General features: G+C 65.5%; 18 protein-coding genes and 1 tRNA gene. 12 read left to right on the plus strand and 7 right to left on the minus strand.

Annotated elements, in window-relative coordinates; translation table 11 throughout:
* Positions 1-85 precede the first annotated feature (85 nt).
* The 3 genes from IE122_RS07785 to IE122_RS07795 form a co-directional block, all read right to left on the minus strand.
* A tRNA-Gln gene (locus tag IE122_RS07785) sits at positions 86-160 on the minus strand.
* 55 nt (positions 161-215) lie between these two features.
* On the minus strand, positions 216-1,061 hold the full coding sequence (gene yghU, locus IE122_RS07790) for a glutathione-dependent disulfide-bond oxidoreductase (RefSeq protein WP_189620601.1): 846 nt from the start codon (positions 1,059-1,061) through the stop codon (positions 216-218).
* 80 nt (positions 1,062-1,141) lie between these two features.
* Positions 1,142-2,242: a branched-chain amino acid aminotransferase gene (locus IE122_RS07795; RefSeq protein WP_189620602.1), complete on the minus strand. Its 1,101-nt coding sequence runs from the start codon at positions 2,240-2,242 to the stop codon at positions 1,142-1,144.
* Positions 2,243-2,444: 202 nt separating this feature from the next.
* Between IE122_RS07795 and IE122_RS07800 the strand changes: the two genes are divergently transcribed.
* Positions 2,445-4,193 (plus strand): chloride channel protein, encoded by a 1,749-nt coding sequence (locus tag IE122_RS07800; RefSeq protein WP_189620603.1) that lies wholly within the window; start codon positions 2,445-2,447, stop codon positions 4,191-4,193.
* An 8-nt stretch (positions 4,194-4,201) separates the two neighbouring features.
* Here IE122_RS07800 and IE122_RS07805 read toward each other — a convergent pair whose 3' ends face one another.
* Together IE122_RS07805 and IE122_RS07810 are read right to left on the minus strand one after the other, a co-directional pair.
* Complete coding sequence (locus IE122_RS07805) at positions 4,202-4,486, minus strand: hypothetical protein (protein WP_189620604.1); 285 nt, start codon at positions 4,484-4,486, stop codon at positions 4,202-4,204.
* Positions 4,487-4,898: 412 nt separating this feature from the next.
* The gene (locus IE122_RS07810) at positions 4,899-5,456 is read right to left on the minus strand and encodes a hypothetical protein (RefSeq protein ID WP_189620605.1); all 558 of its coding nucleotides are present in this window, start codon (positions 5,454-5,456) and stop codon (positions 4,899-4,901) included.
* Between the two features lie 113 nt (positions 5,457-5,569).
* Between IE122_RS07810 and IE122_RS07815 the strand changes: the two genes are divergently transcribed.
* The 7 genes from IE122_RS07815 (at position 5,570) to IE122_RS07845 (ending at position 10,832) form a co-directional block, all read left to right on the plus strand.
* Positions 5,570-6,364, plus strand: a complete 795-nt coding sequence (locus IE122_RS07815; RefSeq protein ID WP_189620606.1) for a TlyA family RNA methyltransferase — start codon at positions 5,570-5,572, stop codon at positions 6,362-6,364.
* 119 nt (positions 6,365-6,483) lie between these two features.
* On the plus strand, positions 6,484-7,038 hold the full coding sequence (locus tag IE122_RS07820) for a TspO/MBR family protein (RefSeq protein ID WP_189620607.1): 555 nt from the start codon (positions 6,484-6,486) through the stop codon (positions 7,036-7,038).
* Between the two features lie 20 nt (positions 7,039-7,058).
* Complete coding sequence (locus IE122_RS07825; protein WP_189620608.1) at positions 7,059-7,304, plus strand: accessory factor UbiK family protein; 246 nt, start codon at positions 7,059-7,061, stop codon at positions 7,302-7,304.
* A 62-nt stretch (positions 7,305-7,366) separates the two neighbouring features.
* The gene (locus tag IE122_RS07830) at positions 7,367-7,666 is read left to right on the plus strand and encodes a hypothetical protein (protein WP_189620609.1); all 300 of its coding nucleotides are present in this window, start codon (positions 7,367-7,369) and stop codon (positions 7,664-7,666) included.
* Between the two features lie 254 nt (positions 7,667-7,920).
* Positions 7,921-8,529 carry a recombination protein O N-terminal domain-containing protein gene (locus IE122_RS07835; protein WP_189620610.1) on the plus strand — a complete coding sequence of 203 codons (609 nt, stop codon included), beginning with the start codon at positions 7,921-7,923 and terminating at the stop codon, positions 8,527-8,529.
* Positions 8,530-8,547: 18 nt separating this feature from the next.
* Positions 8,548-9,591, plus strand: a complete 1,044-nt coding sequence (leuB, locus tag IE122_RS07840; protein ID WP_189620611.1) for a 3-isopropylmalate dehydrogenase — start codon at positions 8,548-8,550, stop codon at positions 9,589-9,591.
* Between the two features lie 68 nt (positions 9,592-9,659).
* A complete protein-coding gene (locus IE122_RS07845) occupies positions 9,660-10,832 on the plus strand; it encodes a glycosyltransferase (protein ID WP_189620612.1) in 1,173 nt (390 codons plus the stop codon).
* A 784-nt stretch (positions 10,833-11,616) separates the two neighbouring features.
* On the opposite strand, the gene IE122_RS07850 is transcribed toward IE122_RS07845, so the two are convergent.
* On the minus strand, positions 11,617-12,900 hold the full coding sequence (locus IE122_RS07850) for a dolichyl-phosphate-mannose--protein mannosyltransferase (RefSeq protein WP_189620613.1): 1,284 nt from the start codon (positions 12,898-12,900) through the stop codon (positions 11,617-11,619).
* A 107-nt stretch (positions 12,901-13,007) separates the two neighbouring features.
* Between IE122_RS07850 and IE122_RS07855 the strand changes: the two genes are divergently transcribed.
* The 4 genes from IE122_RS07855 (at position 13,008) to IE122_RS07870 (ending at position 16,860) form a co-directional block, all read left to right on the plus strand.
* Positions 13,008-14,216 carry a trans-sulfuration enzyme family protein gene (locus IE122_RS07855; protein WP_189620614.1) on the plus strand — a complete coding sequence of 403 codons (1,209 nt, stop codon included), beginning with the start codon at positions 13,008-13,010 and terminating at the stop codon, positions 14,214-14,216.
* A gap of 8 nt (positions 14,217-14,224) precedes the next feature.
* The gene (locus tag IE122_RS07860) at positions 14,225-15,556 is read left to right on the plus strand and encodes a PAS domain-containing HWE histidine kinase family protein (RefSeq protein WP_229813894.1); all 1,332 of its coding nucleotides are present in this window, start codon (positions 14,225-14,227) and stop codon (positions 15,554-15,556) included.
* An 88-nt stretch (positions 15,557-15,644) separates the two neighbouring features.
* Positions 15,645-16,043 (plus strand): Co2+/Mg2+ efflux facilitator ApaG/CorD, encoded by a 399-nt coding sequence (gene apaG, locus IE122_RS07865; protein WP_189620615.1) that lies wholly within the window; start codon positions 15,645-15,647, stop codon positions 16,041-16,043.
* A gap of 28 nt (positions 16,044-16,071) precedes the next feature.
* Complete coding sequence (locus IE122_RS07870; protein ID WP_189620616.1) at positions 16,072-16,860, plus strand: LysR family transcriptional regulator; 789 nt, start codon at positions 16,072-16,074, stop codon at positions 16,858-16,860.
* Between the two features lie 18 nt (positions 16,861-16,878).
* On the opposite strand, the gene htpX is transcribed toward IE122_RS07870, so the two are convergent.
* Positions 16,879-17,859, minus strand: a complete 981-nt coding sequence (gene htpX / locus IE122_RS07875) for a zinc metalloprotease HtpX (RefSeq protein WP_189620617.1) — start codon at positions 17,857-17,859, stop codon at positions 16,879-16,881.
* Positions 17,860-17,861 lie beyond the last annotated feature (2 nt).

The following is a 17,861-nucleotide window of genomic DNA, read 5'->3' on the forward strand; positions in this document are numbered from 1 at the left end:
GGGACCGTGACAGCAAGCCTCTCGAACGAAATCCGCTCCGGTCAGGTGCTGCCGAAAAGCGCAGATTTGTGCGAATTGTGATAGCTGGCTGGGGCGGCAGGATTCGAACCTGCGAATGCCGGTACCAAAAACCGGTGCCTTACCACTTGGCGACGCCCCAGCGGGAGAGGGGCGCTTAACGCCTCTCTCCGGTCCTGAAAAGGCTTCTTTTGCGGTTATGCGCGAAGAACGGCGTCGATATCCGCCGCGCTGTGCCGTTCCGGTAGCAGGCCGTCGCCCTTGCGGTTGACTATGACGCCGCGTTGTACGGCCGGGCGATCGGCGATCGTGCGGGCCCAGCGGTTGAGGTGTTCGTAGCTGGCGGTGTCGAGAAATTCGTCTGCGCCCACGTATGTCTGGCCCAGTGCCAGCCGGCCGATCCACGGCCAGGCGGCGATATCCGCCACGGTGTAATCGTCTCCGGCCAGATAGGCGCTCTCAGCCAACCGCTTGTCGGCCACGTCGAGCAGGCGTTTGGCTTCCATGGCGAAGCGGTTGATCGGGTATTCGAACTTTTCGGGCGCATAGGCGAAGAAGTGGCCGAAGCCGCCGCCGATCATCGGCGCGCTGCCCATCTGCCACATCAGCCACGACAGGCATTCCGCCCGTGCCGCGCTGCCGGTGGGCAGGAACCGCCCGAACTTTTCGGCGAGATGGAGCAGGATCGCGCCCGATTCGAACACCCGGAACGGCGTTTCGCCCGAACAGTCGAGCAGCGCGGGGATCTTGGAATTGGGGTTGATGGACACAAAGCCCGAGCCGAACTGGTCGCCTTCGCCGATCTGGATCAGCCAGGCATCATACTCGGCTCCGGCGATCCCGGCCGCCAGCAGTTCCTCGAACAGGATCGAGACTTTCTGGCCGTTCGGCGTGCCCATCGAATAGAGCTGGAACGGGTGTTCTCCGCGCGGCAGCTCGTTGTCGTGCGTGGCACCGGAGACGGGGCGGTTGATGTTGGCGAACTGGCCGCCGGACTCCTTGTCCCAGGTCCAGACGCGCGGCGGGGTGTAAGTGGCGGACAAGGGCGATCTCCTGAGGGGGCGGGAATGTCCCCCTCAGGTAGGTTCGGCGGGCCGCAGGGCAAGGGCGCTATGGCGGAAAGTCAGGCGATCTTGCGCACCCAGCCATGCGGATCGGGGGCCTCGCCGCGCTGGATGGCGACCAGCCGGGCCTTGAGCTTGCCGGTAAGCTGGCCCGGCCCGCCCGAGCCGACGGTGAATTCACCATCGCGGCCGACGACGCGACCGACGGCGGTGACGACGGCGGCGGTGCCGCAGGCGAAGGTCTCGATCAGCTTGCCGCTGGTGGCGTCATCACGCCACTGGTCAAGGCTGTAGCGCTCCTCGCGCACGGTCAGGCCTTCGTCGCGGGCCAGCGCCAGCAGGCTGTCGCGGGTGATGCCGGGCAGGATCGTGCCGCTCAGCGGCGGGGTGACCAGCGTCCCGTCATCGAACACGAAGTAGAGGTTCATGCCGCCCAGTTCCTCGATCCACTTGTGTTCGGCGGCATCAAGGAAGACGACCTGATCGTGACCGCGCGCCAGCGCTTCGGCCTGGGGCACCAGGCTGGCGGCATAGTTGCCACCGCACTTGGCCGCCCCGGTGCCGCCGGGCGCGGCGCGGGTATAGTCCGAAACCCAGATCGAAACTGCGGGCGCGCCGGACTTGAAGTAGTTGCCGGCGGGACTGGCGATGACGATGAACTTGTACTGCTTGGCCGGGCGCACGCCCAGGAACGCCTCGGTCGCGATCATGAACGGGCGCAGGTACAGCGAAGCCCCTTCGGCCGACGGGATCCAGCCGGCATCGGCCTTCACCAGTTCCTCGATCGCGGCGATAAACAGCGATTCGGGCAGTTCGGGCATGGCAAGGCGACGGGCCGAGGCATTGAAGCGCGCGGCATTGGCTTCGGGGCGGAACAGCGAAATGGTGCCGTCGGCCTGCTTGTACGCCTTCAGGCCTTCGAAGATTTCCTGGGCATAGTGCAGCACCGCCGCGGCGGGATCGAGCGCGATCGGCTGGCGGGGACCGATGACCGCATCGTGCCAGCCTTCGCCCTCGCTCCATTCGATGACCACCATGTGATCGGTGAAGTGGGTGCCGAAGCCGGGATTGGCGAGAACGGCGGCGCGCGCCTCGTCGCTGGTGGGGCTGGCAAGCGGGAGGGCGGTAAAAGTCAGGCCTTCTGCGGCGAGAGTCGCCATGGGAACACGAATCCTCGATTGTTCAGATCGGGGCGCTTTGAATTAAAATTACAAAATGCGCAACCGAAAAGAAATTTTCAGTTAGTTATCTTTTGTCTTAGCACCAGCGGCCGGGGAGGGAAATGCTCCAGCGATGATAAGCGCTTGTGTCGGGCTGACAACCCCTTGACCTTTGCGCAGTTCGGTCCGAGCAGCTTCGTTCATGCTGTTCATCCGACCGCATCTGATCCGCCGGGCTGTTGTCCACGCACGCCAGTGGTTGCGATCGAGCGAGGCGGCGTTCGTGGTGCTGGCGACGATCGTGGGGGCGGCCGCAGGTGTGGCCACCGTGGCGCAAGGGTGGCTGGCCCATTCGCTGCAGCATATGTTCTACGGTGTCACGATTAACCGGTTGAGCGCGCTGGGATCGATCCGCCATTTCTGGAAGCTGCTGGCCTTGCCGGCGGGTGGACTGGCCCTGGCCTTGATCGACCGGGTGGTCGCACGGCGTCGGCGCGCGCCGATCGACGTGGTCGAGGCCAATGCCCTGCACGGTGGCCGGATCCCCGCATCGGACAATGTGGTGATTGCCGCGCAGACGATCGTTTCTAATGGCTGCGGAGCGTCTGTGGGGCTGGAGGCAACTTATGCGCAGGTGGGCGGGGGGATCGCTTCGCTGTTGGGGCAATGGCTGAGCCTGCGCCGCGAGGACTTGCGCACGCTGGTCGGAGCGGGGGCCGGTGCGGCAGTGGGCACCGCTTTCGGCGCGCCGCTGACCGGTGCGTTCTATGCCTTCGAGATCGTGATCGGCACTTATACGTCGGCCTATGTCGCCCCGGTAATCGCGGCCAGTCTGACGAGCAGCGTGGTCATGCGCTTGCTTGGGGTGGAGCCCTATCTGCTGGCGACGGTATCGGGCAGCTTCACCCTGCTCGATTACCTCGCCTATGCTGTGCTCGGCGTTGTCTGTGCCGGGCTCGGCATCGTGATCATGCGGTTGGTCACACTGGCCGAACGCTGGGCGCAAAGGGTGCCGGTGCCGCATCGCTGGCGGCCGGTCGCGGGCGGCGTGCTGCTGATGCCGTTGGCGCTGGTTTCGCCCCAGACGCTTTCCGCTGGGCACGGGGCCTTGCACATCGACCTCATGCTGCATCCGTCGCTGACGTTCCTGCTGGTGGTGCTGGTCCTTAAGATCGCCGCTTCAGTGATTTCGCTGGCCAGCGGGTTTCGCGGTGGTCTGTTCTTTGCATCCCTGTTCTTGGGCTCGCTGATCGGGCAGGCCTATGGCCTCGCGTTTAATCTCAACCCGTGGGGACTGGCCCTGGTGCCGACCGATGCGGCCTTGGTGGGCATGGCGGCGCTCAGCGTGGCGATCGTCGGCGGGCCGATGACGCTGGCAATGTTGATGCTGGAGACGACGCACAACTTTGCGCTGATGGCCGTCGTTCTAACTGCATCGCTGCTGTCGACCGCCGTCACCCGCGAGGTGTTCGGCTATTCGTTCTCCACCTGGCGGCTGCACGTGCGCGGCTCCGCCATCAAGGGGCCGCGCGACATCGGCTGGATGCTGTCCCTGACGGCGGCGCGGATGATGCGGCGCGATTGGAAATCGGTGCCGGTTGCCGCGACCGTGACCGAGTTTCGGGTGGCGGTCCCGATCGGATCGACCAGCAAGGCGATCCTGGTGGGCGAGGACGGTGCCTATCACGGCATTGTGCCGACCGCCGCCGCCTATGCTCCGGATCTCGATCCGCACCGCCCGGTGTCGGAACTTGCGACGCTTCGCAAGACCATGCTCTTGCCAGAGGTCGGGATCAAGGAGGTGCTGGCCGTCTTCAAAACATCGATGGCCGATGAACTGGCCATCGTTGATAAGGATGGAAAGGTTGTCGGCGTCGTCTCAGAAAACTTTGTCCGGCGCCGCTATCTGGAAGAGATCGAGTCCGCGCAGGCCCGCATGTTCGGAGAATAGAAAGCGGCTTACCCACGCGAAACCCATAAAATCGTCGCCAGCAGCGTCCCCGCCACGCAGGCCGCCGCCAGCACGATGATCAGTCCCATGCCTTCCATCAGCGCGCCGCTGCCGCCTGTCAGCAGATAGCCGCCAGAGAGAAATGCGATCCAAGCGGTGCAGGCGATCACCATCGCCCGGATGCGCGCTGCCCGGCCGGTCTGGCGAAGCAGCCGGTTCGCCAGCCACGCGACCGCAAAAACGAAAACGCCTTCGATCATGGCCATGATCAGGAACGCGGGCAAGGCGCGCATGGTGGGGTTTCCATGGTGGATTGAGCAAGGCCCAAATGAGAAGGGCCGCACCGGTAGTCCGGTACGGCCCTTCGCATGGTCAGCGGCCGGGAAGTGCCGCCAGCGAAGCCTTTATCGCTAGTTGGAAGACTTTAGCGATAATGCTCCGCGACGGAAATTGCCGACCTCTCTGCTGAACCATGAGACATCGGATCACCTCCTTTCGCGCTGTTGAGCCAAGATCACCGCAAGAATGCGGCCGGGACTTCAGGAGTTCCTGGGCGCGTTTCCCGGTTCCCTTCGTCTTGATTGAATTTGTGTCCGATTCCGCAGCGCACAACAAGTCTTGCAATCAATTTTTTTGCGGTCATTATCAGCACTTCGGGCCGGTTTTCCCCAGCCTTGAAAGGGCCCCTGAAACGGCCCGCGCCGCCTACCGGCAATCCTCGATCACGCGCCCCACTTCGGCCCAGTTGTGAATCGACAAAAGCGGCATTCCCGGCACCGCAATGGCGAACCGGCCGCGGCTGAAGGCCATCGCATCGAGCAGCGGATCGCGCGCCGTCAGCACCGCCGAAAGGCCATCGGCTTGCGGCTGGGCGGTCAGCGATCGGCTGGAGCCGGTGGTGGATACCGTCATCGTTGCGGGGCCGCTCGCGGTGCCGGCGCGGATCAGCGTGACGGTACGCGCCACCGCGTCGCACCGCAGGGTGAACTGGCCGTCGGCGAAGACCGCTTGCGAACCGCCGGGCAGCGGCCGCCAGACCCAGTTTCCGGGCGTTGCCGGCAGGTCGATCCATCCTGTGGCGGCGGGTGCGCGCGGCGGCGGCGCGGCAGGCCGGGCGGTGGCGGGTGCGCGCGGGGTGACGGGAGCGGGCAGGGCGGGGGGCAGTCTGCTCGCCGACGTGGGGGTGGGCGTCGGCGTCGGGCGCGGGATCACCTGCCGTTCGGAACAGCCGCTCAATCCCGCCAGCACGGCGAGCCCGGCCATGCAGGGAAGACGATAGCGGCGGGACAGGGACGGGACAGGGCGGACGCGCGGATTTGCCTTCATCCTTGCGGTATGGAATGACACGCCCTCCCTCACAAGGCTTGATGCGACCGATGACCCCTTCCGCCCCGTCAGATGCGCCAGACCGGCCGCGCAAGCCGCCGGCCAAGGCGCGTGTCGATCAGTTGCTGGTCGATCGCGGGCTGGCCGAAAGCCGGACCCGGGCGCAGGCGTTGGTGCTGGCCGGGCTGGTGTTCAGCGGCGAGGCCAAGATCGAAAAGCCGGGCCAGCAGGTGCGCAGCGATACGGTGCTGGACGTGCGCGGGCGCGATCATCCCTGGGTTTCGCGCGGCGGCATCAAGCTGGCCCATGCGATCGCCCATTTCGCGCTCGACCCCTCCGGGGCGGTGGCGATGGACATCGGCAGTTCGACCGGCGGCTTCACCGATGTGCTGCTGACCAATGGCGCGCGGCGCGTCTTCGCAGTCGATTCCGGGACGAACCAGCTTGCCTGGAAGTTGCGCCAGGACCCGCGCGTGACCGTGCTGGAGCAGACCAGCGCCCGTATCCTCACCCCTCAGCATATCGACGAAGCGTGCAACTGGGTGGTCTGCGATGCCAGCTTCATCGGCCTCGCCAAAGTGCTGGAAGTGCCGTTGCGGCTTGCCGCGCCCGATTGCCGGCTGGTGGCGCTGATCAAGCCGCAGTTCGAGGTAGGGCGTGGCGAAGTGGGCAAGGGCGGGGTGGTGCGCGATCCCGAACTGCACGCGCGCGTCTGCGGCGAGGTGCGCGGCTGGCTCGAAGCCGGGGGCTGGACGATCGACGGCATCGTCGAAAGCCCGATCACCGGGCCGGAGGGCAATGTCGAGTTTCTGGTGTCCGCATGGCGGGGAAATGGTTCGAAATGACGCATCGCCGCGCGCCCGCGCCTATGCGGAACGATTGCACAACGCCGGAACGCACCCAATAACGCTGGGCAAGACGCTGTGATTCGGGACGGTGAGGTCAGCTTGAAGGGCATGGTCCGATGAATTTCCTGGCAAGCCCCGCGCAACTGCGCGCCAGCCTGCTGCGCTGGTCGCTGGTCTGCGTCCCGTTGTGCCTGCTGCTCGGCTTCCTTTCGGGCAAGGCTTCGGTCAGCGGGCCGGACAATCCGTGGTTCGCCGCGCTGGTCAAGCCGGCCGCCTATCCGCCGCCGCTGGTGTTCCCGCTGGTGTGGAGCACGCTCTACGTGATGATGGGTCTGGCGCTGGCGATGGTCATCGCCGCGCGCGGGGCGCGGGGGCGGACGGTTGCGGCAGGCGCGTTCGCGGTACAGTTCGCGCTCAACCTTGCGTGGTCGCCGGTGTTTTTCGGCGGGCATCACATCACCGGCGGGCTGATCGTCATCGGCCTGCTCGATCTGGCGCTGATCGCCACGATCTTTTTCTTTCGCCGCATCCGCCCGCTGGCGGCGTGGCTGCTGGTTCCCTATCTTGTCTGGGTGCTCTTCGCGACTTACCTCAACTGGGCATTCCTGGAAGCCAATCCGGCACTGGACGGGGCGGAAGCCCCGGCGGCGGTCGAGCGCTTCGAAATCTAACCGGACAAGAGTAAAAACCCATGCAAAGCGAAAATCCCTTCGTCGCCGATTTCGTGAAGATGATGAACAGCGCGGCCGGCACGCTCGCCGGGATGGGCCGCGAAGCGCGGGAAAACGCGCGCGAGAAGTTCAAGGAATTCATGGGCGACATGGACTATGTCACCCGCGAGGAATTCGACGCGGTCAAGCAGCTTGCCGCCACCGCCCGCGAAGAGGCCGAAGCCCTCAAGGCGCGTGTCGCCGCGCTGGAAGCCAGGAACGGCTGAGCGTTACCGGGGAACGCAATCGGCAAGGCGGCGTTGAACATCGTAAACCCTTCCTGAGGTTCATGATGTTCACACAGCTCAACCCCACCATTCCCCTTCACGTCCTAGGCAAGGGCGACGGCTATGCGATCGGCATGATCGACTATGGCCAGGAACACAATCTGATCTGGGTCACCGCGCTCGACAATTCGGGCGAGATCTGGTGCGCCCCTAACCCGACCGTGCGGCTGGGCCGCAACTGGACGATGGGGCGCGGCGAAAATCCTTTGATCGCCAGGGACAAAGCCGCTGAACGCGCGGCGGGCGAGGCATGCGAGGCGTGCGCCGGAACCGAGCATGAGCAAGCTGCGGTTTGCACTTAGTGTTGTAAAGATTTGTTGCAATTCGTCGCAATTACAATGCGTTGTTCTGCATCGTTGATCTGCAGTCTCGTTAACAAGCGGGTCCCGGATCAGGTTCGGGACGACGAAGTGGGGAGGGGTGGGGCATAAGCTTGGCCCCCCAATCTTCGTCGGCCCGGGCTTGACCCGGGCTCCCGCTTTCCGTCTCCCTCCAGCGTTATATCGCAAACCGACCCTCGCTTGCAGCCCCGCGCGTAACGGTTCACAGCCCTGCCATGCATTTGCGCGCGCCCGCCATAGTCTGCGCTACCCGTTCGCACGGTGAGACCGCCGCCATCGCCCGCCTGCTGACGGCCGAAGCGGGGTTGGTGGGGGCCTATGTCGCCGGGGGCCGGGGGCGGCAGTTGCGGCCGGTGCTGCTGCCGGGCAATCTGGTCGAAGCCGATATCCGCGCCCGCGCCGCCGGGCAATTGCCGTTCGCGCGGATCGAACTGGTCACCAGCCGGGGGCCTTGGCTGAGCGAGCCGCTGCCGGCCGCCGCGATCGCCTGGGCCACCGCGCTGACCGCCGCGGCCCTGCCCGAACATCAGCCCCATCCGCCGCTGTTCGCCGCGCTGGCCGCGCTGCTGGACGCGATCACCGTGTCGCCATCGGCGCGCGGCTGGACGGTGGCGCTGCTGGGGTACGAAGTGCTGCTGCTGCGCGAGCTGGGCTTCGGCGTGCCGGTCGGGCGGCCCGACCCGGCGGACTGGAGCGCCGTGCTGGCCGCGTTCGACCGGCTCGGCCCGGCGCTGGCGCGCAACCCGCTTGCCCATTGCCGAACGGATGTTATGGCGGCGCGCGATTCCCTGCGTGCCCGGCTGGCGCGCATCGAGGGCGGTTGACGGACAAAGGAACAGGCAATGCGTATCGCGGTCTTTGCAGGCGACGGGATCGGCCCCGAAGTGACCGAACAGGCCGTCCGCGTGCTCGAAGCACTGGGCCTGCCCGGTCTCGAACTGGTCGCAGGCGATGTCGGCGGCGCGGCCTATCGCAAGCACGGCCATCCGCTGCCGGCCGCCACTCTGGAAACCGCGCGCTCGGCCGGTGCCATCCTGTTCGGCGCGGTGGGCGATTTCACGCTCGATCATCTGGAGCGCGCGCTGCGCCCGGAGCAGGCGATCCTGGGCCTGCGCAAGGAACTGGGCCTTTTCGCTAACCTGCGCCCGGCGCGGGTATTCCAGGGCCTTGAGAGCCTGACCACCCTGCGCGCCGAAGTGGCCGAAAAGATCGACCTCCTGATCGTGCGCGAACTGAACGGCGACGTATACTTCGGCGAAAAGGGCATGCGCACGCTGGACGACGGCCGCCGCCAGGGCTGGGACATGATGTCCTACGCCGAGGACGAAGTGCGCCGCATCGCCCATGTCGGTTTCAAGGCCGCCATGGGCCGCGGCAAGAAGCTGTGCTCGGTGGACAAGGCCAACGTGCTGGAAACCTCGCAGTTGTGGCGCGATGTGATGATCGAGGTCGCGGCCGAGTATCCCGAGGTGGAACTGACCCACATGTACGTCGACAATGCGGCGATGCAGCTCGTGAAGAACCCCGGCGCGTTCGACGTGATCGTCACCGGCAATCTCTTCGGCGATATCCTCAGCGATCAGGCCAGCATGTGCGTGGGCTCGATCGGCCTGCTCGCCTCGGCCAGCCTGGCGGAGACGTCGTTCGGACTTTACGAGCCGATCCACGGTTCCGCGCCGGACATCGCCGGCAAGGGCCTCGCCAATCCGATGGCGACGATCCTGTCGGCGGCCATGCTGCTGCGCCACAGCTTCGGCCTTGAAGATCAGGCAGCGCGGATCGAGGCGGCAGTGGCAGCCGCGCTGGCCGACGGCATCAAGGGCGGCGATCTGGGCGGCAGCGCCGGGACCCGCGAAATCGGTGACGCGGTGCTTGCGCGCCTGTAACATGCGCCATAAACGCGGCTAACACGCGGGCAATGGTTTCTTGAGGTTTACTACCTAATACGGGGCGCATGACCATTTCCGGATCGGATCTCAGCCAGGCCGTCGATGCCGCCAGCCGCCCGCTCGAACTCGCGGTCGTGCTGCCGACTTTCAACGAGCGCAAAAACGTCGCCACCATGGTCGAGCGGCTGGAAGCGGCGCTGGCCGGGATCGCCTGGGAAGCGGTGTTCGTGGACGATAACAGCCCGGACGGCACTTCGGACGAAGTGCGCCGGCTGTCGCTGTCGAACCCGCGCGTGCGCTGCATCCAGCGCATCGGCCGGCGTGGCCTGTCGAGTGCCGCGATCGAGGGCATGTGCTCCACCGCCGCCCCCGTGGTCGCGGTGATGGACGCCGATCATCAGCACGATCCGGCACTGCTGCCCGGCATGCTGCGCGCGGTGACGCAGGAGGGGTTTGACCTTGCCTATGCCTCGCGCTTTGCCGAAGGGGCGAGCACGGAAGCCTGGGGCCGGCCCGATCGCGTCAAGGCCTCGGGCCTTGCCAACAAGATCGCCAACAAGGTCACCGGCGTCGAACTGACCGACCCGATGAGCGGCTTTTTCATGCTGCGCGCCGAAACCCTGCGCGGCGATGCCCACCGGCTTTCCGGGGTCGGCTTCAAGATCCTTCTCGACATCCTGGCCACGGTCGACCGGCCGCTCAAGGTCAAGGAATTCCCCCTCAACTTCGCTGCCCGCGCGGAAGGCGAAAGCAAGCTGGACCAGACCGTCGTGTTCGAATTCCTCGTAGGACTGTACGACAAGTGGCTGGGCCGCTTCATCCCGACCCGCTTCGCCCTGTTCGGCACCGTCGGCGCGCTCGGCGTGCTGGTGCAGGTGGCGGCGCTGCATGCGATCAAGGCGCTCTTGGGCCACAGCCTCGCGTCCACCCAGCTTTCCGGCAACGAATATTTCATCCTCGCCAACACGCTGGCGGCGATCGTGGCGATGACGTTCAACTTCGTCCTCAACAACGAACTCACCTATTCCGACAAGCGCCTGCGCGGTTTCGGCCCGCTGATGAAGGGCTGGGCCCAGTTCGCGCTGACCTGCTCGCTGGGCCTGCTCACGAACGTCGGGTCTGCTGCCGTGCTCAAGTCCATCGGCATCAACGAGATGATCGCCGTGGTCGGCGGCATCGTGCTGGGCTCGGTATGGAATTTCGCGCTGTCGTCGAAGTTCGTCTGGGGCAAGTATTGAGGCTTGCGTGCAGGCAGCGCCAAGGTCGGATGCTGAAGCTCCGGCCCTGCGCGCGGATCGTGAACAGCGCCGCTCTGCCTGATGGATGCTGAAACGAGTTCAGCATGACGATGTTGTTGGAATGCGGTGTGGTGGCCGGCCCTGAGAACGCTGATCAGGAAGCCCTCGTCGCCCTGAACTTGTTTCAGGGCCCATTCATCGTTTTGCCCGGTTCGCGCGTGGTGCACGATAATAGGGGGTACCGCCCCCCCCAACCGGCGGGCTGGTCCGAAACAGGCAAATGGGTTCGCGCAGAGACGCGGAGGCGCAAAGGTGCCGCGCTTGCGGCAGCGCCGCATTCTCTTCCAACGGAGCGTTTGTCTTGATGCTGAAACATGGCTCAAGCCTGCGGCGCAGAGCGACATCTCTGCGCCTCTGCGTCTCTGCGCGAACTCATTCTTTTTATGGGAATCGCGGCCCGAGCGTGCCGATCCGGAAAGGTGATCCGGTGCAGGTTGTCACTGACAGCACGCTCAGCGGTCAAAGACGGCGCTTCGCCGCATCACGGGCGATGGTCTGTCAAACCTGTAGATCGCGTCGATATCTGTTTCCTACGCACCCTGTCCCGGCGCATGGTGGCCGTGGCTCTTTCCCATCGTCAGGTTCCGACAGCGCGCGAATCGCGATTTTTTCGCGCAAACTGTAACTTTCGGAAAACGCCAATAAATACTTGATATAAAATTGAAATATCGCAAAGAACGAAAGTTACACACTGTAACCTTTGTAAACTTCGCAAGGCCCCGGCTCACCGCCAGGTCGGTGACCACATCCAGAAGTTGTAGGCCTTCAGGTACGGCAGCGGATACCCGGCGATGATCGGGTAGAACAGCACGAACAGGGCCACGCTGGCGGCCACCGTGCCCGCGCCCAGCCAGCGCCAGCGGCCCTTGCGGCGCGCGACCTGTTCAAGGGCCAGCGCCAGCACCGCCATGAGGAAACTCGCGGCGAGCAGGTAGTGGTAGAAGAACTGCACCGGCTTGGTGTTGTGCACCCACATGCCGATGCACAGCAGGTACAGCACGGCGAAGTACAGCGCGTCGTAACGCCGGTGGCGCAGCGCTGCCCACAGGGCCCAGAATACCGCCGGCAGCCCGGCGAGCAGCGTCAGCGGGTTGCCCAGCATGATAATCCCGCGCCGCGCACCGTCGACGTTCTCGAACAGGTACCAGATCGGCCGCCAGTCGGTGACCCACTGGTACCAGACGCTGCGATAGGGGTGCGCCTTGGTGACGCTATCCTGCAATTTCAGCATCTTGAGGTGCTGGCCGATGAAGTCGAACGGCAGCACCGGCTTGCGATCGTAGAACATGGCCGGAAGGTAGGTCAGCCAGTAGACCGCCAGCGGGAACAACCCCAGCCACAGCGCCGCTTCCGCCAGCGAGATGCCCGGCATCGGCCCGGCTCCCGAGCGGCCGACGATCCGCCAGCCGCTCTCGCGCAGGCGCAGGACCAGAAAGGTGAGGCCGGGGACGATCATCACCGGCACGCTGGTCCACTTGGCACCGATCGACAGGCCCATGCACAGCCCGGCGAGCATCAGCCGCACTCGCGCCCGGCCCGGCGATCCGGCGTCCAGCGCCGCGCCGAACTGCCACAGCGCCACCATCGCCAGCGATGCCATCGTCATGTCGAGCATGGCGATGCGGCTCTGGATGAACCACATGAAGTTGGTGGCCAGCAGGATCATGGCGGCAACGGTCGCCCAGCCGTTCTTCGATGCGTGCCAGACGCTCCGCGAAAACGCGAACAAGCCCAGCGTGCCGAGCATCACCGAAGGGATGCGCCAGGCAAACGGCCGATCGCCGAGGAAATGGATCGAGGCGGCCAGCACTTCCTTGGCGAACATCGGATGCTCGCGGTTGGCCGGGATCATCTTCAGCAGTTTGAGCGCCGCCGGGACATAGTGCACTTCGTCGAAGTAGTAGCGCGTCGGCACGCCGATCCGCCACAGGGCGAGGGCAAGGAAACCGAGCGCGATGGCGATGCACCAGCCGTATGGATCGTGGTCATGGCGGCGGTCGAGTTGCATCGGGCGCGTGCGATAGGAGCGATTGTGAAAACGCGCAATGGTCCACACGTACACCGCGCGCGCGATCCGCTTGCGCTCCATCCGCTGCGCTCGTAGATGCTGCCGCCATGAAACGCACGACCGGACAAGACCGCACCAAGACCCGCAACTGGAAACCGGCTACCCGCGCCATTCGCGGGGGCACCTGGCGTTCGGAAATGGGCGAGACGAGCGAGGCGCTGTTCCTCACGTCCGGCTACAGCTACGACGATGCCGCCACTGTCGCCGCGCGCTTTGCCGGTGAGCAGGACGGCATGACCTATTCGCGCCTGCAGAACCCCACCGTGGCGATGCTGGAAGAACGCATCGCGTTGCTGGAAGGGGCGGAGGCGTGTCGCACTCAGGCATCGGGGATGGCGGCGATGACGGCGGCACTGCTCTGCCAGCTTTCGGCGGGCGACCACATCGTCACCGCGCGCGCCGCGTTCGGTTCGTGCCGCTGGCTGGGCGATCACCTGCTGCCCCGTTTCGGGGTGGAGGTTTCGGTCATCGACGCCACCGACAATGCCGCGTGGGAAGCGGCGATCCGGCCGAACACCAAGGTGTTCTTCTTCGAGACCCCGGCCAATCCGACCATGGACGTGGCCGACCTCGAATACATCTGCGGCCTCGCCCGCGCGCACGGTATCACTACCGTCATCGATAACGCCTTCTGCACTGCCGCGCTGCAGCGACCGCTGGAGTTCGGGGCTGATGTGGTCGCCTATTCGGCTACCAAGTTGATGGACGGGCAGGGTCGGGTGCTGGCCGGCGCGGTCTGCGGGACCGAACAGTTCATCAACGAGAAGCTGCTGCCGTTCCAGCGCAACACCGGCCCCAACCTGTCGCCGTTCAACGCCTGGGTGGTGCTGAAGGGGCTGGAGACGCTGGACCTGCGTGCGAAGCGGCAGAGCGAGAACGCGCTCAAGGTGGGCCAGTTCGTGGAAACGCGGGTGCCGCGCATCCTGCACCCCTGGCTGGACAGCCATCCGGCCAAGGCGTTGGCGCAAAAGCAGATGGACGATTGCGGCCCGATCTTCTCGATGGTGCTCGACGGCGGGCGGGCCCAGGCCCACGCCGTGCTCGATGGTCTGGAATTGATCGATATCTCCAACAACATTGGCGACTCTCGTTCGTTGATGTGTCACCCGGCCTCTACGACCCATCACAACATGGGGCCGGAAGGACGCGAGGCCATGGGGATTTCAGAGGGCATGCTGCGCATCAACATCGGGCTGGAAGACCCTGACGACCTGATCGCCGATCTCGATCAGGCGTTCGCGAAGGCCGGGCTCTGACCGGGACCGTGCCTCACGCCGATCCGGCCGCGCTGCTGGCGGCGATCGTCGAATCGAGCGACGACGCGATCGTCGGCAAGGCGCTCGACGGCACGGTGCTTTCGTGGAACGCGGCGGCCGAGCGGATTTTCGGCTGGACCACCGCCGAAATGGTCGGCCGCAATATCCGTACCCTGATCCCGGCCGACCGGCAGCGCGAAGAGGACGACATCATCGCGAACATCGGTGCCAAGCGCCGGGTTCCGACGTTCGAAACCGTCCGCCTGCGCAAGGACGACAGCGAGGTCCACGTGGCAGTTACCGTGTCGCCGGTGCTGGACAGTGGGGGAAACGTCGTCGCCGCCAGCAAGATCGCGCGCGACATCACCGACCACAAGCGCATCGAATTGCAACTGCGCGATGCCGATCAGCGGTTCCGCCTGCTGGCCGACAACATCTCGCAGCTAACCTGGATCACCGACAGCACCGGGTGGATATTCTGGTACAACAAGCGCTGGTACGATTACACCGGCACCACGCTGGCGCAGATGGAAGGCTGGGGCTGGAGCCAGGTCCACCATCCCGATCACATCGATCGGGTGACTTTGCTTTGGCAAACCCACCTGGCCAGTGGCGAGTCCTGGGAGGACACCTTCCCATTGCGCGGTGCCGACGGCGAATACCGCTGGTTCCTATCACGCGCGGTGCCGATCCGCGATGATGACGGGCAGATCATGTTCTGGTTCGGGACCAACACCGACGTCACGGAAATGCGCGAGGCCGAACAGCGGATCGAACTGCTGCTGCAAGAGGTCAACCACCGCAGCAAGAATATGCTGGCGATCATCCAGTCGCTGGCCCGGCGAACCGACGGGGATCGCGAAGAGTTCGTGGACAAGCTCGAACAGCGCATCCGGGGGCTGGCCGCCAATCAGGATGTGCTGGTGCGGCGGGCGTGGTCGCGCATTCCGGTTTCCGAAATGGTCGAGGGGCAGTTGCGATCGCTCGGGGATTCGCGGGCACAGGTAACGTGCCACGGTCCCGAAGTGCCGCTGTCTCCCGGCGCGGCCGAAGCGCTGGCGATGGCGATCCACGAAATGGGCACGAACGCGCTCAAATACGGGGCGCTGTCGGTGCCCGAAGGACGGGTGCGGATTTCGTGGGCGCTGGATGATGGCCAGTTCCGCATCGGCTGGATCGAGGCGGGCGGACCAGCGGTCGCGCCGCCGCAGCGCAAGGGCTTCGGCTCGCGGATCATGGTCGATGTGCCCCGGGTCAAGCTTTCGGCGCAAGTGACGGTCGACTATCCGCGTGAAGGATTTCGCTGGACGCTGACCTGTGGTGCCGATGCCCTGGACTGATCGCCGTGCTGCATTGCGGCGGGCGGCAGGGTCAGGTGCGGTCAATGGAGTTGTGGACCGGTTCATTCGGCGTTAGGCTGGCCGGATTATGAAGGAACTTTTCCAGCACGCCGCCGTCACGGACGGCATCACGGTGCGGGTCGCCGTCAATTTTCTGCCCGAGCAATCCCGCATCGAGGCGGGCAAGTGGTTTTGGGTCTATCACATCCGCATCGAGAATGACGCCGATGAAGCGCTGAAGCTGCTCTCGCGCCGCTGGAAGATCACCGATGGCAACGGCGATGTCAGCATCGTCGAAGGCGAGGGCGTGGTTGGCGAACAGCCAACGATCCCGCCCGGCGGCAGCCACGATTACGTTTCCGGATGCCCGCTTTCCACTTCGCACGGCAGCATGGAAGGCTATTACGTCTTCCGCCGCGGCAACGGCACGGAACTGCGCGCGCTGATCCCGTTTTTCCCGCTGGCCGCGCCCGCCACGGCGGGGTGATGGCCATCGCGACGGCTGAGGATCGCGCATGAAGCGTACCCATTTGCCCCTCAATGCGCTGCGCGTCTTCGATGCCGCCGCCCGTCACCTGTCATTCACCCGCGCTGCCGATGAACTGGCGGTGACGCCGGCGGCGGTCGGTCAGCAGATCCGTGCGTTGGAAGACGTGCTTGGCGTCGTGCTGTTTCGCCGCACCAGCAAGGGCCTGGAACTGACGGAGGAAGCGAACGCGGGGCTATCCGCGTTGCGTACCGGGTTCCTGCATTTCGAGGACGCCGTGCAGGCGATGCAGGCCGGCCAGTCCAGCCACGTCCTGACGATAGCCGCGCCGCGCGAATTTCTGGCTGGCTGGCTGCTCGACCGGCTGACCGCTTACCGCAACGACAATCCCCATGTCCGCTATGCTCTGGTCGACGGCGAGCTGACTGACTTTACCGAAGCCAACCTCGATCTTGCCGTGCGCTGGACCGAAGGGCCGGGCGAGCTGGAAGGCGTGCCGCTGGGCTCGCCGGAGTGGGTGGAGATCGGAGCCGGGGACTGGATCGGCTGGCCCGGCGATCCGACGCCCGGTGAAACCACCGGGAATGACGATAACCGGCCGCCGATCATGGTCCCCGATGCCGGGCAAGCGCTATCGGCAGCGCTGGCCGGTATGGGCCGCGCCCGTGTACCGGCGTTGCTGGCGCAGGGGCTGGCCCCTGAAGCGGCCGTGGCCGGTGCTCGAGCAGCCTGCCGCCACGGCTACTGGCTGGTCGCGCCGCTGCCGCAGTGGCGCCAGCAGAAAGTCCGCTCGCTGGTGCAGGCGCTGACGGCCTGATCGGCTTCAACTTGGCGATCAGCGCCGCCGGTTGGGATCCAGCGCCGAACTGGAGCGGCGCGGGCCGCCGCTTAGATCGGCTTCAGGGCCCGTTCCGGTGCGCGGCACGCTCGACATCGGGCGGCGTGCAGGGGGAACGGCACCGAGATTGCCCGCTGGGCGTGGCGGGGATGCCCCCTGGCCTTCCAGCGCCACCAGCGCATCGATCCGCTTCTGCGTCGCCGGATGGGTGGAGAACAGTTCCGAGACATGGGTCGGAACGATATAGAGCTGCGCCGCTGCCGGATTGCGCTCAACCGCTGCGGCGGGGACCTGCTGGGCCGGTCCGGCGATCTTGGCCAGCGCCGAAGCCAGCGCGCGAGGGTTGCCGCTGATTTCCGCGCCAGCCTTGTCCGCACCGTACTCGCGCGTGCGGCTGATCGCCATCTGGACGATCATCGCCGCGAACGGAGCCATGAACACGGTCAGGATCGCGGCCATCGGATGGGGCCGGTTATCGCCATGACCGCCGAAGAGCATGCCGAAATTGGCGATCATCGAAATCGCGCCGGCAATCGTGGCGACCATCGTCATCACCAGCGTATCGCGGTTGCGGACATGGCCCAGTTCATGCGCCATCACCCCGGCGACCTCTTCCGGGGTGAGCATGTCCAGCAGCCCGGTGGTCGCCGCGACCGCGGCGTTCTCGGGGTTGCGACCGGTGGCGAAGGCATTCGGGTTGGCGCTGTCGACAATGTAGACGCGGGGCATCGGCAGTCCCGCCCGGCGCGCCAGTTCGGCAACGATCCCGTGAAATTCCGGAGCGCTGCGGGCATCGACCTCGCGCGCGTTGTGCATCCGCAGGACGATGCTGTCGGCGTTCCAGTAGGTAAAAAGGTTCATGCCCGCCGCCGCCACCAGCGCGATCACCGCCCCGCTGCTGCCGCCGAAGGTATAGCCCACCACCATGAACAGCGCGGTCAGCGTGGCCAGCAGCATCGTCGTCTTGAAACCGTTCACCG

This window comes from Novosphingobium colocasiae (assembly GCF_014652555.1).
Classification (GTDB): Bacteria; Pseudomonadota; Alphaproteobacteria; order Sphingomonadales; family Sphingomonadaceae; genus Novosphingobium; species Novosphingobium colocasiae.

What these genes read in the sequence shown, in the direction of transcription:
- IE122_RS07855 (WP_189620614.1), top strand. Translation starts at nt 13,008, where the DNA reads ATGAAACGCACGACCGGACAAGACCGCACCAAGACCCGCAACTGGAAA.
- IE122_RS07805 (WP_189620604.1), bottom strand. Translation starts at nt 4,486, where the DNA reads ATGCGCGCCTTGCCCGCGTTCCTGATCATGGCCATGATCGAAGGCGTT.
- leuB (WP_189620611.1), top strand. Translation starts at nt 8,548, where the DNA reads ATGCGTATCGCGGTCTTTGCAGGCGACGGGATCGGCCCCGAAGTGACC.
- IE122_RS07795 (WP_189620602.1), bottom strand. Translation starts at nt 2,242, where the DNA reads ATGGCGACTCTCGCCGCAGAAGGCCTGACTTTTACCGCCCTCCCGCTT.
- IE122_RS07850 (WP_189620613.1), bottom strand. Translation starts at nt 12,900, where the DNA reads ATGCAACTCGACCGCCGCCATGACCACGATCCATACGGCTGGTGCATC.
- IE122_RS07825 (WP_189620608.1), top strand. Translation starts at nt 7,059, where the DNA reads ATGCAAAGCGAAAATCCCTTCGTCGCCGATTTCGTGAAGATGATGAAC.
- IE122_RS07820 (WP_189620607.1), top strand. Translation starts at nt 6,484, where the DNA reads ATGAATTTCCTGGCAAGCCCCGCGCAACTGCGCGCCAGCCTGCTGCGC.
- IE122_RS07870 (WP_189620616.1), top strand. Translation starts at nt 16,072, where the DNA reads ATGAAGCGTACCCATTTGCCCCTCAATGCGCTGCGCGTCTTCGATGCC.
- IE122_RS07845 (WP_189620612.1), top strand. Translation starts at nt 9,660, where the DNA reads ATGACCATTTCCGGATCGGATCTCAGCCAGGCCGTCGATGCCGCCAGC.
- IE122_RS07835 (WP_189620610.1), top strand. Translation starts at nt 7,921, where the DNA reads ATGCATTTGCGCGCGCCCGCCATAGTCTGCGCTACCCGTTCGCACGGT.
- IE122_RS07800 (WP_189620603.1), top strand. Translation starts at nt 2,445, where the DNA reads ATGCTGTTCATCCGACCGCATCTGATCCGCCGGGCTGTTGTCCACGCA.
- IE122_RS07810 (WP_189620605.1), bottom strand. Translation starts at nt 5,456, where the DNA reads ATGGCCGGGCTCGCCGTGCTGGCGGGATTGAGCGGCTGTTCCGAACGG.
- IE122_RS07830 (WP_189620609.1), top strand. Translation starts at nt 7,367, where the DNA reads ATGATGTTCACACAGCTCAACCCCACCATTCCCCTTCACGTCCTAGGC.
- IE122_RS07815 (WP_189620606.1), top strand. Translation starts at nt 5,570, where the DNA reads ATGACCCCTTCCGCCCCGTCAGATGCGCCAGACCGGCCGCGCAAGCCG.
- apaG (WP_189620615.1), top strand. Translation starts at nt 15,645, where the DNA reads ATGAAGGAACTTTTCCAGCACGCCGCCGTCACGGACGGCATCACGGTG.